Origin of the sequence: Steroidobacter gossypii (genome assembly GCF_016801985.1) — a bacterium.
GTDB classification, from domain to species: domain Bacteria; phylum Pseudomonadota; class Gammaproteobacteria; order Steroidobacterales; family Steroidobacteraceae; genus Steroidobacter; species Steroidobacter gossypii.
In genome coordinates, this window is the sequence record NZ_JAEVLS010000004.1 from 512,835 (window position 1) to 529,366 (window position 16,532).

13 protein-coding genes are annotated in these 16,532 nt (G+C 63.0%); 4 read left to right on the forward strand and 9 right to left on the reverse strand.

The window, feature by feature from the left end; translation table 11 throughout:
* Positions 1–48 precede the first annotated feature (48 nt).
* The 3 genes from JM946_RS19155 to JM946_RS19165 all read right to left on the reverse strand — a co-directional run bounded on the left by JM946_RS19155 (position 49) and on the right by JM946_RS19165 (position 5,125).
* Complete coding sequence (locus JM946_RS19155; RefSeq protein WP_203168968.1) at positions 49–1,485, reverse strand: autotransporter outer membrane beta-barrel domain-containing protein; 1,437 nt, start codon at positions 1,483–1,485, stop codon at positions 49–51.
* 41 nt (positions 1,486–1,526) lie between these two features.
* The gene (locus tag JM946_RS19160; RefSeq protein ID WP_203168969.1) at positions 1,527–4,310 is read right to left on the reverse strand and encodes a caspase family protein; all 2,784 of its coding nucleotides are present in this window, start codon (positions 4,308–4,310) and stop codon (positions 1,527–1,529) included.
* 554 nt (positions 4,311–4,864) lie between these two features.
* Positions 4,865–5,125, reverse strand: coding sequence for a hypothetical protein (locus JM946_RS19165; protein ID WP_203168970.1), 261 nt, complete (start codon positions 5,123–5,125; stop codon positions 4,865–4,867).
* Between the two features lie 578 nt (positions 5,126–5,703).
* Between JM946_RS19165 and JM946_RS19170 the strand changes: the two genes are divergently transcribed.
* The gene (locus tag JM946_RS19170) at positions 5,704–5,910 is read left to right on the forward strand and encodes a DUF6494 family protein (RefSeq protein ID WP_203168971.1); all 207 of its coding nucleotides are present in this window, start codon (positions 5,704–5,706) and stop codon (positions 5,908–5,910) included.
* Between the two features lie 4 nt (positions 5,911–5,914).
* Here JM946_RS19170 and JM946_RS19175 read toward each other — a convergent pair whose 3' ends face one another.
* Positions 5,915–6,424 carry a nuclear transport factor 2 family protein gene (locus tag JM946_RS19175; protein WP_218042986.1) on the reverse strand — a complete coding sequence of 170 codons (510 nt, stop codon included), beginning with the start codon at positions 6,422–6,424 and terminating at the stop codon, positions 5,915–5,917.
* Entirely contained in the window at positions 6,424–7,191 is a 768-nt protein-coding gene (hutC, locus tag JM946_RS19180; RefSeq protein WP_203168973.1) for a histidine utilization repressor, read from the reverse strand. The genes JM946_RS19175 and hutC overlap by 1 nt, the downstream gene beginning before the upstream one ends.
* A gap of 202 nt (positions 7,192–7,393) precedes the next feature.
* On the opposite strand from hutC, the gene hutH reads away from it, so the two are divergent.
* Both hutH and hutU read left to right on the forward strand, forming a co-directional pair.
* Positions 7,394–8,929, forward strand: coding sequence for a histidine ammonia-lyase (gene hutH / locus JM946_RS19185; RefSeq protein ID WP_203168974.1), 1,536 nt, complete (start codon positions 7,394–7,396; stop codon positions 8,927–8,929).
* 2 nt (positions 8,930–8,931) lie between these two features.
* The gene (gene hutU, locus JM946_RS19190) at positions 8,932–10,596 is read left to right on the forward strand and encodes a urocanate hydratase (RefSeq protein WP_203168975.1); all 1,665 of its coding nucleotides are present in this window, start codon (positions 8,932–8,934) and stop codon (positions 10,594–10,596) included.
* A gap of 32 nt (positions 10,597–10,628) precedes the next feature.
* Here the strand turns inward: hutU and JM946_RS19195 are convergent, their stop codons facing one another.
* Positions 10,629–11,021 carry a c-type cytochrome gene (locus JM946_RS19195; RefSeq protein ID WP_203168976.1) on the reverse strand — a complete coding sequence of 131 codons (393 nt, stop codon included), beginning with the start codon at positions 11,019–11,021 and terminating at the stop codon, positions 10,629–10,631.
* A 176-nt stretch (positions 11,022–11,197) separates the two neighbouring features.
* On the opposite strand from JM946_RS19195, the gene JM946_RS19200 reads away from it, so the two are divergent.
* Entirely contained in the window at positions 11,198–13,657 is a 2,460-nt protein-coding gene (locus JM946_RS19200; protein WP_203168977.1) for a glycosyl hydrolase family 95 catalytic domain-containing protein, read from the forward strand.
* 3 nt (positions 13,658–13,660) lie between these two features.
* On the opposite strand, the gene JM946_RS19205 is transcribed toward JM946_RS19200, so the two are convergent.
* The 3 genes from JM946_RS19205 to JM946_RS19215 form a co-directional block, all read right to left on the reverse strand.
* Positions 13,661–14,422, reverse strand: a complete 762-nt coding sequence (locus tag JM946_RS19205; RefSeq protein WP_203168978.1) for an IclR family transcriptional regulator — start codon at positions 14,420–14,422, stop codon at positions 13,661–13,663.
* 7 nt (positions 14,423–14,429) lie between these two features.
* A complete protein-coding gene (gene fucP / locus JM946_RS19210; RefSeq protein WP_203168979.1) occupies positions 14,430–15,725 on the reverse strand; it encodes an L-fucose:H+ symporter permease in 1,296 nt (431 codons plus the stop codon).
* Positions 15,726–15,800: 75 nt separating this feature from the next.
* A complete protein-coding gene (locus JM946_RS19215) occupies positions 15,801–16,532 on the reverse strand; it encodes an SDR family oxidoreductase (RefSeq protein WP_203168980.1) in 732 nt (243 codons plus the stop codon).

The following is a 16,532-nucleotide window of genomic DNA, read 5'->3' on the forward strand; positions in this document are numbered from 1 at the left end:
GCCTTGCGCAAGCGAGGCTGAAAAGCGCCGGGGGGCGACTTTCAGCAATCAAAATTGTCCGCGGACGCCGCCTGCGATCGAGTTGCCGTTGAGGTTCGCGGCGCCCAGCAGCGCTTCGTAGAAGAGATAGAACTGCACACGGCGTGGCAGCGTAGCTGAAACGCCGACGCTCGCCACCGCATAGTCGGCATCGGCCTGATCGGTCAGCATGGTGAAGCACGAGATCGCACAGCCAAAATCCTGCGCGCCTGACGCGTTGACGAGCAGCGAATCTTCGAGCACGTACTTGGCTCGAACCGCACGCACGTCGTCGTCGAATTCGTGATGCCATTCGGCGCGCAGACTCGGCACCAGGACGCCGAAGGTGCGACTGATGGGCCGCGAGAACGCGATGCCGACGATGGATCGTTTGGATTCGATGGACTGGTCGTCGTAACGCAGCGCCAGGCCGCCGCCGCTGATATCGTTTTCGGCGAACCCATCCATGTCCACATCGCGATAACTCGCGCTCACCGAAGGCGTGATGTCCCAGCCGGCCACATTGAATTCGTAGCCCACCGTCAATCCCAACGCGACGTAATCGCCGTCCGGGCTGCCCGTCAGCCTGCGGCGCGCGCCACAACCGGTGCAAGCTGCGTTGGCGCTGTCGTAGATCACGTGCCTCGTGATGTCGGATTCCAGCGAGCCGTAGGTAGCAATGCCGCTGAGCGTGAGGCCCGCGCCGAAAAAGCCTGCGAACAACGAGCCGCTGATGCCGTCCACTTCCACGTCGCCGCCACTGACGAACATCGCGTTGTCGAAGTCCGCCTGATAGCGGTCGTAGCCCACGGCGATGCCCACCACGCCCGAGCCGAAGTTGTAGTCGGTGCCGGTGGTGAAGCTCATGGAGTCATAGTCGAACGCGTCTTCGGCCGCGGTCTGATCGTGATCGCCGAATCCATAGCTGCTCTCCAGGAACCAGCCGAGCCGATCCTGGTTGGCCATCGAAGCGTCCTCATCGGCGGAAGCGCCTCCACCGAGCCGCTGTCGATTGCTGCCCATCCTCAGCGCGGTCAACCGGCCGCCGATGTTCGAGAACTGACCCGCCGACACCTGGGTGGACATCGAGCCCTGCGCCGCCAATTCTTCGCCCGAGACCTGCTGAACTGCAGCCAGCAGTTGCGCTCGGTCCGAATAACCCAGGGTTCTGCCCGTGCCCGCCGGGATTTGCTGGAAGACGCGCGCCGTTTCCACCATTTCGTTGCAGCGGAGGAACAGGTCGTGTTTGGCGCCGGTGAGGCGCAAGCCGCCTTCGGCGCCCAACGCGCCGCACATGCCCTGCACGGCATAGCCGGCCTGTCTTTGCAGACTGCTGGCACTGCTGCTCGCGTCGTTCACGAAAGCCGTCAAGGGACCGTTCTGGTTGGCTGTTTGCGCATGCGCCGCGCCGGCGGCGCCGGCGAGCACACAAGCCATCATCAGTCTTTTCGAGAGCGTCGGTGTCATTGTCGGCTTCTCCCTGATCTCGTTGGAATTGGAGCGATGGGTCAGTAATTCACAGCGGCGACCTTCACGGGCTCGGCCAGGGGCACGAAAAAGAAATCGCCGATGTCGTGATTGGCGTCCTGCAGGGTCGAATACGTGGGCCGCTGACGCGCACCGTCGGTGCCGACCTGCACCGGCTGGGTCTGCATGCGGCCGTTCAGTTCGTGCGCCAGCATCTCGCCACTCATCACGTTGTCGTTCTGTCGCAGGATCTGAATGAAAGAGCGCGCGAACACCGAGTGATTGGCATCCCCGGCGCTGTCCGCCACCGGCGTGACTTCACCCGAGGTCAACACCATTCGCGCCTTGCGATTCCATTGCACGCGCAGTCGCGTTTCATTCAAGCCACGGCCGATGGTGGTGGTCTTGGGATGAGTGATGGCGCCGGAGAAACACGAGTCCGCCACCAGCAGCACGTGCTTCGCGCTCATTTCCTTGATCTTGGCGCGAATGTGATCCGCTTCGAGCCAGCCGGTGCGCGTATCGCGGTCCGCCTCGACGCCTAGCCAGAAGGCCCGGCCGGACGCGGCGTCCACGTCGCCGTGACCGGCGTAATAAATGAGCAGGCTATCGTCGGGCGACAGGGTGCGTTTTGCGTCGTGCAACGCAACCATGATCTGCTCGCGCGTCGCATCGAGCATCAGCCGCACCTTGAAGCCGTAGCGGTCGGTCAATAGCTGCGCGATGACCTTCGCATCGTTGGCCGGCGTGTCGAGCGCTTCCATGTAGTGATACAAGCTGTTGCCGATCACGATGGCGTGATAGTTGCCGTTGCCATTGGTGCGAAGCTCGCGCATGGAGAGCTGCAACTTCGCCGGCCGACTATCGGCCGAGCGCAACTTCCCTACGCCCTGCGCCGCCGGCACCTGGGCGCTGGCCATCATGGGGCCGTTGTCAGCGGCGCTGCCGCTGGACAGCGACTGTGCCACCAGAGCATCGAAGCGCTTCGACTGCTCCTGCAGGCGCTCGCTGAGGCTGGCGATCTGACTGTCCTTGGTTTCGAGATCCTTCTGCCGGGCTTCGAGATCCTTGCGCAGAAATGCGATCTGCATCTCGCTCGCGTTGCGGCTGCTGTTGAGCTGACGTTGCAACTCGTCTCGCGCCTGGGCGAGCGCCGCCAGCTCGGTGGCCTTCTCGGTCTGCAGCTGATCGAGGCGTTCGCGTTGTTCGCTGAGCTTCTGCTGTGCCATGCGCAGCGAAGCGCGCGCGCGAGACGCCTCGTCAGCCGCTCCCCCCATGTCCTTCTCACGCTGCTGATTCAGGCGTTGGACTTGACTGCGCAGCGCCTCGGTCTCGGAGGTCAACGCGGTCAAACGCCGTTGTTTGGCTTGCAGCTCCTGAGTGCGGGCGGCGAGTTGCGCATCGAACTCCTGCATGAGCGCAGCGCGATCTTTCTGCGCCAGCTCGCGCAACGAGGCGATCTCGCTTTCGCGCTGCTTGACCTGCTTGCGCTGTTCCTCCAACTGCGAGCGCAGGGAGGTCACGCTGGCCTGCGTATTCCCGGTGGTGGACTTGGCCGAGGCTTTGGCGGCGTCGACCTGGGTGCGACTTGCCTCGGCCAGAGCTTTCTCGAGCGAAGCCATGCGCAACCGCTGCCGCTCCAGGTCACGTTCGCGCGCTGCGAGCATAGCCGCCGCCTGATCTTTGGATTTCGCCGCGGCACGTTCGAGTTCCTCGCGCTCCGCTACCAACTGCTCCACCTCGGCGCGATACTGGGTGCGCAATTGGGAGAGCTCGTGCTGAGAGCGCAACAGTCGCTGATCGGCCTGCGCCAGCCGCGCAGTGAGCGCCTGAGTCTTGGCGCGCTCCGCGCCCAGCAACTCATTCAACTCCATGCTGGACGCCTGAGACCGGGCAAGGCGCTCGGCCAGTTGCGTCTGCTGGCCGTTGAGCTGCGCGGTCAGCGCATCCATTTTCTGGCGAGCGACGCCCAATTCCCGTTCCTTTGCTTCGAGCGCGGTCTTCAACTCCGCGAGCTTCGATTCATCCATCGCGGAGTCACCGGATTGCTTGGCCGTCGCCAATTGCTCACGCAGATCCAGTGCGGCGGATTCGGACTTCGCGAGCCTGTTGCGGGCCTCGAAGACTGCGTTCGTGGTATCCGCCAACTGCGCTCGCAAGGTTTGCAGCTCGGCATTCGACGCATCGAGCTGCTCGCTCAGTGCGGCGACCTGGCGTGCACCTTCTTCCTCCGCAGCTGTGATCTTCCATGCGTAGTCCAGCTCATCGCCCAGGCCCGCGGCTTTGCGTTGCAGATTGAGCGCAAGCACCGGATCTTTCTGTACGCCCAAGCCCTGTTCGTACAGATAGCCGAGCTCCTGGATCGCGGCCGAATAGTTCTGATCCGCCGCGCGTTGATACCATTTGGCGGCGAGCGAATGATCGGTGGCGACGCCGCCCATGCCGTTGGCATAGATGCGGGCGACATAGTATTGCGCTTCGGCCTCGCCGGATTCGGCGAGCGGCATCCAGCGTTGAATGGAAAGCGTGCCGCTCGACAGATCGCCGATGGTGTATTCGCCACCGCGCGCGCGGCAGTCCACCGCCGACAATCGCACCAGACGCCCGGGTGTGAGATACGACCGCATGCCGCCGAGCTTCTGCAGCTTCCCGGGTAGCTGACAGTCCACCACGATCGCATCTTCGAGATTCGCCGCGGCGATACGGCTGCGTTCCTCCTTCTCTGAATCGACCGAACGCGCCAGCGGCCCACCGCCGATCACGACCAGGATGCCGACACAAATAGCGAGGAATGGGCGCTGGCAGCGCACGGCGAATGTAGTCATCGCGGTACTCCCCATGCAACGTCGCAGCCTTCACCCACGTGGGCGCGCTGCGGCTTGAAACAAACCGAATCGAATGTGAGATACATGAGCGCCAAACCACTGCCGCACGGACCCTCGCTCCGAATCGTCCGTAGCACGGAACAGGTTTGCACTGGAGGATTGCGGCGCGCTCCCCATGAAACGCACTTGCTCCCCGAGGCTGCGACTGCAGCGAATGAACACCGATCGCCGATCGGCGCGAGCCTCTCGCTATCGGATCGATGGAGCATATACCCCTCGCTACCGCAACATTCAAGGCGATGAACCACTGCTGGATCGTCGCCGTGGCCTGCGCATTTACTCGCCATCGCCGCTGTGTTCGCAATCGCACTCAAGGTCAAGGCGCCCGCGATCTCACAACGTGATCGCACCATCTCATCGCAAAGCATCATGGTGACTGTGCGTTCTATATATGCACGAAAGAGCGCAGCATGAAAAAAGGCAAGGTGTGAAACACACCTTGCCTCTTTGCTGCGGAGGTCCTTTCGAACCTCCGCCTTGCCGGAGCGCCCGGCTTACTTCACGAAGTGATCCCAGTAGCTGTACTCCGTCTGGACTCGAGTACGGCGCCACACTTCGGCGTACTTCTTGTTCCACGCACCGTCATGGTAGGCGTAACCCTGGTACTGCGCCGACATCAGCGTGTAGCCACTCCATGCGCCGGTGTAAATCGTGGCGCCCTTGTAGTGATAGGAGCTACCGCCGGCCAGCTCGGACATGGTCTTGCGGTCCAGGGCGTCAGAAAGCTGGAGGTCGTTGATCTGCAAAGTGTTCATTTGAGTGACTCCGTCAGTGGTTGAGGTTGAGTTCGAAGCGCTTCGCGTCGCGCTTGCCCAAGAGATTGCAGAGCTCGTGCCAACCGTGCCAAGCGCCCGCGAATTATTTTTAAGTCGTTGAATGTCGCCAGCAAATAGTTTCCCCGAAGAAAAATCGCGGTCCTCGCCATGGACACGAATGTTTCATTTCGTTGGATCGCCCCCAACACCGATATGTTTGTTTGTTGGATCGTGGACGACACACACCAGCGCCGGCGCCGCTCGCATGGTATGGGCGCTCAATTCGGCATGAGACGGAGGCGGGAAGCACGCGTGCCTGATCCGAAGTCTCACTACGTGCCGGATCGTGCCTGACCGCGCGGATACGGAATGTTTCGTTCGCCTGATGTCCCGCGCATGCAGGCCACCGGCATCGTGGTTGGCGGTCGCGCTTACACGTTCGCACCGCTGACGTTCACTCTAAGGTGCGGGCGGTCCGGCTCGATGTTTAAGGCAACTCCAGCGCGTCAGCATTTTCCGATAGTCCCGCGGAACTCTGACGGGCCGCACATCGCTTAAGGCTTTATCTGGAGGCAGACATGAACCAAGACACCTTCAACCTGAGCATCCGCAAGTTCCTGAAGATGGTCGGCGTCGGCTCACAACGGGAGATAGAACATGCGGTCGAGGCGGCGCTGCGGGACGGCGCCATTTCCGGCACCGAATCCTTGCCCTGTCGAATGACGCTCGAAGTCGACGGCGTAAAGCTCAAGATCGTGTTCGACGGGAGCATCGAGCTGGAGTGACGGATCACTGCTCGTCGGGCACCTCGCGCGACGAGACGTGATTCAGTGCAATCACCCATTTCCCGTCGCGCTTGCGCATCAGGCGAGTGTTGATGCCATCCTGCCCGTTGCGGGGCCGCTCCAGGCGATAGCGGCTGATGAGCTGGGCCGCGTCCGGCGCCAGCATTTCGATCTTGATGTCGAAGAAGTGCAGCTTGCCGCGCGTATCCACGGATTCGCCATAGTCGCGGATGTAATGATCGAGCGTGCCTTGCCAATCTTTCTGGAACTGACCGCGCGAAACGAAAATCACATCGGGATTGGCGAAGCCTTCCATATAGCCGCGGAAGTCGCCGCGATTCCAGGCCTGCTCCATCCGACCGATGACGGCCAGAATGGCCTGCTTCTCCGCTTCGACATCGACGCCCCGCAAGCTCTGCCTGCCCGGCGTCGAGCAAGCTGCAGCCAACGCGAAAACCAACATCACAGCGAGTGTGCGAAACGAACCGAAGGTCATGGCAATCTTCACCGTCATCATTCAGGCCGACTGAACCTGGCGTTCTCGGCGGGCATTGCTCCAGGCGGCGAGAATGTTGCCACGAGTTGGTGCAAATCGGCAGGATAAGCGAGCTTTACGAATGTGACGGTGGCCGCTTCGGCGGAGCGCGTGGTCCGCTCGATGGTCAACACGGGCGACTTCGCGCGTATTTTGAGCGTCCGAGCCATCTCTGCATCGGCCTCGGCAGCCCGGATGCGATGTTCGGCCAACGTCCATGGCACGCGATGAAGCAGCCACGTGCCCGGGGCCATCTGCTCGAAGCTCTCCTCACCTGCCTCCGGCACCGACTCCAGATTGATGATCCGCTGCTCCAGACAAAACGGTCGGGGACCAGCGAAGTGACAGCACGCGATCTCGAGCACAGGGATCGAGCGTTCGACACCGAGCACGGCCCGTTCCTCGGTGCTGCTGCGACGACGCTGCTTGCGCAGGATCTCGAAGCTGTATTCCAGTCCCAGGGCGGCCACTTCGCTCTTGATATCCGGGATGGTGAGCACCGCCGATTGCGCATGCGGTCGACTCACGATGCTGCCGCTTCTGCGGCGTCGTTCGATCATCCGCGCATTCGCGAGCTGAGTCAGCACCTTGCTCACCGTCATGCGCGAGCAGTCGTACTGTTTCATCAGCTCCTGTTCGATCGGGATCCGGCTGCCCGGCGCCCAGGCGCCAGTCAGGATCAGCTGCTGAATGTCCGAGAGCATGCGCTGATGCAACGACTGGGTCTTTTTTTCGCTCGACGGCATCGGCTGCGCAATTCCTTCAAGGCCCGGCGGCAACAAACCCGCCGGCGCGTACATATATATGTGTCGGGCAACCGGGCGAGAGGCTCCGCGACGGCCGCCCTTATGACTATACATTACCTCGTTATGCCTATACATTAACGTCCAGGCCAGCCCCTCTCGCCGTCCTGGCGCCGGGCCGCCGTCCGCCCCTGGAGAGAGACCGATGTCGCCGATTGTCTTGAAACCCGGACAGGCTTCGCTGGCCGATTGGCAGGCGATCTATCGCGGGGCCGTGCCGACACTGGATCCGGCATGTCGCGCGGCCGTGGCCCGCAGCGCCGAAGTCATCGCCCGAATCGTCGCCGAAGGCCAGCCCGTGTATGGCATCAACACCGGCTTCGGCAAACTCGCGAGCGTGCGCATCGAGAGCGCCGACCTCGCTCGCCTGCAAAGAAACATTGTGCTGTCGCATGCGGCGGGTGTCGGCGAGCCATTGCCCGTCAACATCACGCGACTCATGATGGCGCTGAAGCTCGCCAGCCTGGGCCAGGGCGCCTCGGGCGTGCAGACCTCGACGCTCGATCTGCTGGAGAACATGCTGGCGCGGGATGTGATCCCAGTCGTTCCTTCGCAGGGTTCGGTCGGCGCATCGGGCGATCTCGCGCCGCTGGCGCATATGGCGACGGCGATGATCGGTGAAGGCGAAGTATTCACCAAGCAAGGCCGTTTGCCCGCTGCCGAAGGTCTGGCGCGCGCAGGCCTAGAGCCGCTCGTGCTGGGTCCCAAAGAGGGACTCGCGCTACTGAATGGCACGCAGTTCTCGACCGCAGTAGCGCTGGTCGCGCTGTTCGAAACAGAAGTTACATTGCAGACTTCGTTGATCGTTGGCGCGCTCACGACCGACGCCGCACGAGGCTCCGACACGCCTTTCGACGCGCGCATTCATTTGCTTCGTAAACATCGTGGCCAGATCGAAGCAGCAGAGGCACTGCGCACTTTGATGGCGGGCAGCGCCCTGCGCGCCTCGCATCTGGTGAATGACGATCGCGTGCAGGATCCCTATTGTTTGCGCTGCCAGCCGCAAGTCATGGGCGCATGTCTGGATCTGCTGCGCCAGGCGGCAAGTTCCCTCGACACCGAAGCCAACGGCGTCTCCGACAATCCGCTGGTGTTTCCGGAACAAGGCGAGGCCCTGTCCGGCGGTAACTTTCATGCCGAGCCTGTCGCCTTCGCCGCGGACATGATCGCCATGGCGTTGTGCGAGATCGGTTCGATCGCCGAGCGGCGCATCGCCATGCTCATCGATCCTGCGTTGTCGGGCCTGCCGGCCTTCCTGACGCCGCGGCCGGGCTTGAACTCCGGCTTCATGATCCCGCAAGTCACCGCCGCCGCGCTCGTCTCGGAAAACAAACAGAAGGCCTTCCCTGCCAGCGTCGATTCCATTCCCACATCGGCGAACCAGGAAGATCACGTGTCGATGGCGGCGCACGGCGCGCGCCGGCTGTTGCCAATGGTCGAAAACACGTCGGCAGTGATCGGCATCGAGCTGCTCGCAGCCGCGCAGGCATGTGACTTCCATGCACCGATGAAATCCAGCCCGCCGCTCGAAGCGGTGCGCACCACGCTGCGTGAGCGCGTCGGCAAGCTGGAAGACGATCGCTACATGCATCCAGATATCGAGGCGGCGAGCGCGCTGGTTCGCAGCGGCGCGATCATCGCCGCCGCTCGAATGCAGCTTCCCACTCTCTGTGGAGTCTGACCATGTCACGAGTCAACACAACGCGCACCATTCGTGCTCCACGCGGTAGAACGCTCAATGCACGCAGCTGGCTCACCGAAGCGCCGTTGCGCATGTTGATGAACAATCTCGATCCGGAAGTGGGCGAGCGGCCGAGCGAGCTGGTGGTCTATGGCGGCATCGGACGCGCCGCACGCGATTGGGAGAGCTTCGATCGCATCGTCGCCACGCTCAAGCGGCTCGAAGACGATCAAACACTGCTGATTCAGTCCGGCAAGCCGGTCGGCGTGTTTCGCACTCACCCGGACGCACCTCGGGTGCTGCTCGCCAATTCAAACCTGGTGCCGCACTGGGCCACCTGGGAGCATTTCAACGAGCTGGATCGGCGCGGCCTGATGATGTTCGGCCAGATGACGGCGGGCTCGTGGATCTACATCGGCTCGCAAGGCATCGTGCAAGGCACGTATGAGACTTTCGTCGAGATGGGCCGTCGTCACTACGGCGGCAATCTCACTGGCAAATGGATTCTCACCGCCGGGCTGGGCGGCATGGGAGGCGCGCAGCCGCTGGCCGCGACCATGGCCGGCGCGTGCTGCCTCGCCATCGAGTGCCGCCAGGCCAGCATCGATTTTCGTTTGCGCACCGGCTATATCGACGTGCAGGCCGGCAGCCTCGATGAAGCCTTGGAGCTGATCGATACAGCAACGCGCTCCGGCAAGGTCGTGTCCGTGGCTTTGCGTGGCAACGCTTCCGAGGTGCTTCCCGAACTGGTTCGTCGCGGCGTGCGACCCGATGCGGTGACGGATCAAACGTCGGCTCACGATCCCACCAACGGCTACTTACCGACCGGATGGACCGTCGAGCGCTGGGACGCAGAGCGTGCTTCCAATCCCGAGGGGGTCGCGGCGGCAGCCAAGAAGTCGATGGCCGTGCATGTGCAAGCGATGCTCGCGTTCCACCAGCTCGGCATTCCAACTTTCGACTACGGCAACAACATCCGTCAGGTGGCGTTCGATGAAGGCGTGGCCGATGCGTTCGCCTTCCCCGGCTTCGTGCCCGCGTATATTCGTCCGCTGTTTTGCCGCGGCGTCGGCCCCTTCCGCTGGGCTGCGCTGTCCGGCGATCCGGAAGATATCTACAAGACCGACGCCAAGGTCAAAGAACTGCTGCCCGACGATAAGCATCTTCACAACTGGCTCGACATGGCGCGTGCTCGGATCAGATTCCAAGGCTTGCCGGCGCGCATCTGCTGGGTCGGGCTGGGCGAGCGTCATCGCCTGGGACTCGCCTTCAATGCAATGGTCGCTTCAGGTGAGTTGAGCGCACCCGTGGTGATTGGGCGCGATCACCTCGACTCCGGCTCGGTCGCATCCCCCAATCGCGAAACCGAAGCGATGCGAGACGGCTCCGATGCAGTCTCCGATTGGCCGTTGTTGAACGCCCTGCTCAACACTGCTTCCGGCGCGACCTGGGTTTCATTCCATCATGGCGGCGGTGTCGGCATGGGCTACTCCCAGCACGCCGGCATGGTCATCGTCTGCGACGGCACGCCCGCCGCAGCGGCTCGCATCGGCCGCGTGTTGTGGAACGATCCGGCATCCGGGGTCATGCGTCACGCCGACGCCGGCTATGAGTCCGCCATCGAACATGCACGCAAGATGGGATTGGATTTGCCCAGTCTCGGCTGACGAGCGCAGTCGCCGAGCCAGCCGGCCCTAGCTCATTTGGAGCACTGACTCCGGTCGGTGCTCGCCTCGCGCAGATAAGCAATAACGTCGGCGCGATCGGCGGCGTCGGCGAAGCCCGGGAAGCCCATGAGCGTGCCGGGCAGAAACACAAATGGCGCCGCCAGGAATTCATCGAGAGTCTTCTCATCCCACACCAGGCCCGATGACCGCATGGCTTCCGAATAAGGGAATCCAGGCACCGTGCCCGCCTTGCGGCCCATCAATCCACAATGCAGCGGCGCATCGGTGTTCGCAGCGAGCGAATGACACGCCGCGCATTCTTTGGCGTAGAGCTCGCGCCCGCGAGTGGCATCGCCGCCGGAACTGCATGCAGATAAAGTCAGTGGCAGCGCACAGATCAGCAGCCACGATCGGATCGATCTCATTCAGCCATCCCCTCGTCCCCGCCAGAAGGTCGGGTCGCAGCCCGGTCATGGCGTTCGGCGGCGGAGTATATCCAACCGCCGTCCGGGCGCGAGCGCGAGCTGATTTTCACTTATGAAAACCGTTGCATATTTGAAACCAGTATGATTTCCTCCGCCTTCCGCTATCGGGGGGATTCATGAGTTTCACCAGAAGAACGGTGCTTCAGGCCGCGGCCGCTTCGCTGCTCGCGCCGAAAATCGCAGGCTCGGCGAGCGGTGAACGCGCCGCCTCGAATACGCAGAATCTGCTGTGGTACGAGCATCCCGCAGCCGAGTGGGTGGAAGCATTGCCAGTGGGCAACGGCCGCATCGGCGCGATGGTGTTTGGCGGCGTCGAGCGTGAGCGGCTGCAGCTCAACGAGGACACGCTGTGGGCCGGCGGCCCGTACGATCCGGTGAATCCCGAGGCGCGCGCCGCTTTGCCGGAAGTCCGCAAACTGGTGTTTGCCGGAGAATACGAGAAGGCCACTGAGCTCGCGACCGCGAAGGTCATGGCCAAGCCGCTGCGGCAAATGTCCTATCAGACAGTGGGAGATCTGCGGCTCAGTTTCCCCGGACTGCAAGAGCCCGCGATGTATCGACGCAGTCTGGATATCGACGGCGCACTTGCCACCACGCGACTCACCGTCGGCGATGTGACATACACGCGCGAAGTTTTCGCCAGCACGCCTGACAACGTTTTGGTGATCCGACTCAGCGCCGACAAGCCGCGCAGCATTGACGTCGATGCGACTTTCCGTTGGCCCTCGCCCTCGCGGCCTGCCGAGCCTCCGACAGCCGCAGCCCGAAACCGGTCTCAGCGAGTCGGTGCGGTCGCCTTCGATGATAACAGCGCCGCGCCTGCTGGTTTGGTGCTGGAAACATCGTCGGATGGCGACGTGATCATGCGCGGCCGCAACTCCGCTCAACACGGCATCGCCGGCAAGCTCGTTTACGAAGCCCGCGCGCGCCTGCTGAGCCAAGGCGGAACCAGACAATCGAGCGACACTGCGGTCAGCATCCGCGATGCCGACAGCGTGGTCATTCTGGTCGCCATGGCCACCAGCTATCGCAACTACGAGAACGTCGATGGCGATCCCACTGCACTGAACGTGGCTGCACTGAGCCAGGCACGTAAGCACAGCTTCGACAAGCTGCTGACCCGACATCAAAACGAGCATCGTCGTTTGTTCCGTCGAGTCTCGATCGACCTTGGCCACACACCGGCGGCCGAGAAACCGACCGACGCGCGCGTGCGCGAGTCGATGTCGAGCAACGATCCGGCGCTGGCCGCGCTCTATTATCAGTACGGGCGATACCTGTTGATCTCCTGCTCGCGCCCCGGCACGCAGGCCGCCAATTTGCAGGGCTTGTGGAACGACATGCTCAACCCGCCCTGGGGCAGCAAGTACACCATCAACATCAACACCGAAATGAACTATTGGCCAGCCGAGCCGACCGATCTGGGCGAATGCGTCGAGCCGCTGATTGCCATGGTCAAGGATCTTGCCGTGACCGGCGCCCGAACCGCGCGCACGATGTATGACGCGCGCGGCTGGGTCACCCATCACAACACCGACCTGTGGCGCGCGACCGCGCCGATCGACGGCACCAAGTGGGGCATGTGGCCCACCGGTGGCGCCTGGTTGTGCCTGCACTTGTGGGATCGCTACGACTACAGCCGCGACGTTCGCTACCTCGAGTCGGTGTATCCGGTGCTGAAGTCCAGCGCCGAGTTCTTCCTCGACACCCTGGTGGAGCATCCCAACGGCAAGTGGCTGGTCACGAATCCTTCCATGTCGCCGGAAAACAATCATCACGACGAAGTCTCGATTGCGCCCGGCCCGGCCATGGACAATCAGATCCTGCGCGATCTGTTCGCGAACACCGCGCAGGCCGCCAGGGTTCTCGGGCGCGACGCCGACTTCATCGCCAGACTCGAAGCCACTCGCAAGCGCCTGCCGCCCGACCAGATCGGCGCCCAGGGACATCTGCAGGAATGGCTGGAGGACTGGGACGCCAGCGTTCCGGACATCCATCACCGTCACGTTTCCCACCTGTATGGGCTGCATCCTTCCGGCCAGATCAGCGTGGATCACACACCGCAACTGGCCAATGCCGCACGCAAAACATTGGAGATTCGCGGCGACGAAGCGACCGGCTGGGGCATCGGCTGGCGCTTGAATCTATGGGCGCGGCTGCGTGATGCCGAACGCGCGCACCGGATCCTGAAATTGCTGCTCGGCCCGGAACGGACCTATCCCAATCTGTTCGACGCTCACCCGCCCTTCCAGATCGACGGCAACTTCGGCGGCACGTCGGGCATCACGGAGATGCTGCTGCAGAGCTTGAAAACACCCAAGGGAGAGGATGAGGTGTTGTTATTGCCGGCGTTGCCGAGCGCGTGGCCGCAGGGCTCCATCTCCGGGCTGCGCGCCCGCGGCGGGCTCGGTGTGGATCTGCGCTGGCGCAACGGCTCGCTGGAAGAGTGCCGGCTCACGGCGCGTCGCGATGGCCAGTGGCTGCTGCGCTCGAAGCAATCTTCCCTGCCCGTCGCTTTGAAAGCGGGCCGCTCGCAGACACTGCGAATCCGCGATGGCGCGCTGATCGCCGTGTAGCGGTCAGGCGCCGAGCTTTCTGGAGATGTCCTGCGCGGTGCGCCGGATGGCGGCGATGGTGTCCTTGATGGGGATGGCCATGGGCGTTTCGATGTAAGGACAGGTCAACGCCGCCGCCACGCCTTCCTTGTTCATGATGGGCGCGGACAGGTCGACGATGTGACGAGTGACGTCGCTGTCCGCCTTCACGTACTTCTGAGCACGCGCGCTGACGGCCTTCTCTTCGAACGCTTTCCAGGCCTTCTGACCCACCCTCGGCGCCAGTTGCTCGCGCCACTCGGCACGCACGTTTTCCGGCTGGAACGCATACAGCACCAACCCTGAGGTCGACTCGACCAGCGGGCGCCGATAACCCACGCGCACCGAGAATCCCTGATTGCCCGGCGCCTCGATGCGCGCGACCACCACCATCTGATCCTGGCTGGCGACCGCGAGATGACAGGATTGCCCGATCGCATTGGTGAGCTTCCTCACTTCGGGCAGCGCTTCTTCGAGGAAACTCGCGGCGGGCGCACCGGCCACGCCGAGGGCGAACAACTTGTTGGTGAGTTCGTAGCCTTCGCCGGAGGCCGCCGGCGCCAGATAGCCGCGATGGAGCAGCGCCTCCATCATTCGAAACAACTCGCTGACCGAGCGATCCAGCTCGGCGGCGATCTGCGAGGCTGTCAGGGGTGCCCCCCGCGCAGCCAGCAGCTCCAGGATGTCCAATCCCTTTTCCAGCGCGGGAGCACGGACTTTGCGATCTTCGTCTGCTGAGGCGGCCATGCTCCCATTATAGGGCGGCGACCGCCTTGAGGTCATGCGTGGGCACGCGCCCCGCATTCCATGCGAACGAGCCGACCACCAGGAAACAAACGGTGGGCACCAGCATGGCGAACCGGATGCTGCCGGCATCGGACACCGCGCCCATCAGCGCCGTGAGCACCGCGCCGCCGATGATGCTCATCACCAGGAAGGACGAAGCCGCCTTGGTGAGCGGCCCCAGCTCGCGCAGGGAGCTGGCGAAGATGGTCGGAAACATGATGGACATGAAAAAGCTGCTGGCCGCGAGCGCATACAAGCCGAGCGGCCCGCCGACGAACACCGCGGTCAAGGTCAATACAACATTCGCCAGCGCGAAGCCGCCCATCAGCCGCGTCGGGGTGAACCGGATCATCAATGCCGTGCCGACGAAGCGCCCTACCATGAAGGCCACCAGCGACCAGGTGAGATAGGCCGCCGCGGACTTCTCGCCCATGCCGGGCACCTGCGCCTGCGCGTAGCGGATCATGAAACTCCAGATGCCGACCTGCGCCCCGACGTAAAAGAACTGGGCCGCCACTCCGAACAGGAAATGGCGCTTGCCCCTGAGTTGTGAGATGGCCTCGCGCATCGTCAGAGAATCACGGGACGCAGGCTCCGGCGCCTGCGCTTGCGGCGGAAACTTGGTCATTGCCACGAGCACCGCCCAGGTCAGCACCACACCGGCGATGACCAGGTACGGCATCTGCACCGACTGCGCTTCGGTGATCTGGAATGCCTCGAGCTGCGCGGCGCTCATGGCGGCCAGCTCCTGCTGGGTGGGCTCGACGCCGGAAAGAATGAACTCGCGCCCGATCAACACGCCGCTGATCGCCCCCAGGGGATTGAACGCCTGCGCCAGATTCAATCGTTGCTCGGCGCGCGCCGGATCGCCCAGCACCGTCATCAACGGATTGGCCGAGGTTTCCAGGAACGCCAACCCCGAGGCCACCACGAACAGTGCAGCCAGAAACCATGCGTACTCGCGAAATTCCGCCGCCGGATAGAACATCAACGCGCCGACGCCGAACACCAGTAGACCGATCAGCACCGTGCGCTGATAGCCCCAGCGCTGAATCGCCCAGCCCGCCGGCAGCGCCAGGAAAAAGTAGCCCAGATAGAACGCCGACTGCACCAGGCTCGACTGCAGGTCGGTCAGAAAGAACGCCTTGCGCAGATGGGGCATCAACACATCGTTGAGATTGTTGGCCACGCCCCATAGGAAGAACAACGTTACGATCAGGATCAGCGGCGCAAGCGGCGTGCTCGATTTCGGTTCGGCTGGCATGCCATATCCCCCGTGGTGTTCGATCCAGGCGATCTGCGGTCTGATGCCGCTTTGCCGCCATGGCGCAAGAATCGGTCAGTTGGTCCAGCCACCGTCGATGATGTGACATTGGCCAGTGGTGAAGGCCGACTCGTCGGACGCAAGATAGATGGCGAGCGCCGCGATCTCGGCCGGTTGCCCGAGTCGTTTGAGCGGCTGGCGCTCGATGAAGGCGGCGCGCGTCGCTTCGTAATTGCCGCTCGCTCGCATCCGCTGCTCCAGCGACGGCGTGTCGACCGTGCCCGGACAGATAGCATTGCAACGGATGCTGTGACCGACGTAGTCGGCGGCGACGGCCTTGGTCATGCCAATGACCGCGGCTTTGGTCGTGCCATACACGCAGCGGTTCGGCACGCCTTTGATGGAGCCGGCCACCGAGGCCAGGTTGACGATCGAGCCGCCTTTGCGTTGGATCATGCCGGGCAGCACGGCGCGAATCATCCGAAACATGGATGTGACATTCAGGTCCAGCGACAAGGCCCACTCTTCTTCGGAGCTGTCCAGAATCGCGCCGGAAGCCACGTAGCCGACGCAGTTCACCAGCACGTCGATGTCTCCGGCGGCGGCCACGACACGGCGGATCTCATCGGCGTTCGTCACATCCAGCCGTTCCGTCCGACAACCCTGCAGGGTCGTCAACTGCTGGGTGGCGATATCTGTTGCGATCACCGTCGCGCCTTCTGCGACGAATCCCTCGGCAATTGCGCGCCCGATCCCTTGTGCGGCGGCAGTGATCAACGCGGTTTTGCCCGCGAGTCTTTGTGACAT